Origin of the sequence: Pseudoalteromonas sp. SIMBA_162 (assembly GCF_046535955.1) — a bacterium.
Lineage (GTDB): Bacteria > Pseudomonadota > Gammaproteobacteria > Enterobacterales > Alteromonadaceae > Pseudoalteromonas > Pseudoalteromonas marina.
Window position 1 is genome coordinate 1 of record NZ_JAWJBQ010000174.1, and the last position, 332, is coordinate 332.

The 332-nt window shown below is 61.1% G+C and carries 1 protein-coding gene; it reads right to left on the reverse strand.

Features of this window, described 5'->3' with window-relative positions:
* Nucleotides 1-287, reverse strand: a 287-nt coding sequence (locus R0J88_RS19220) for an aminotransferase class III-fold pyridoxal phosphate-dependent enzyme (RefSeq protein ID WP_410900764.1), incomplete at its 3' end; no start/stop codon positions are given.
* Nucleotides 288-332: the final 45 nt, after the last annotated feature.

Here is a 332-nt window from a genome sequence, read left to right on the forward strand (position 1 = left end):
TGATAGGCCTTCATCAATGACAGCATGCGCGTCCGTTCCCGCGTGTCATCGCGGTCTTTGCGCTGTTGCTGATATTGCACTGCCATCTTCATGGCGACTTCCATGCCCACCGAGCCGCTATCCGAGAAGAAGACATGATTCAGGCCCTCGGGGGTGACGCGCACCAGCGCATCGGCAAGCTCCTTGGCCGGTCGATGGCGGATGCCGCCCAGCATCACATGGCAGAGTTCTGCCGCTTGCTGCTGAATGGCCGCGACGAGGCGCGGGTGTCCGTAGCCATGGATCATGCACCACCAGGAACATGTCGCATCCAGCAGTGTCTCACCTCCCGC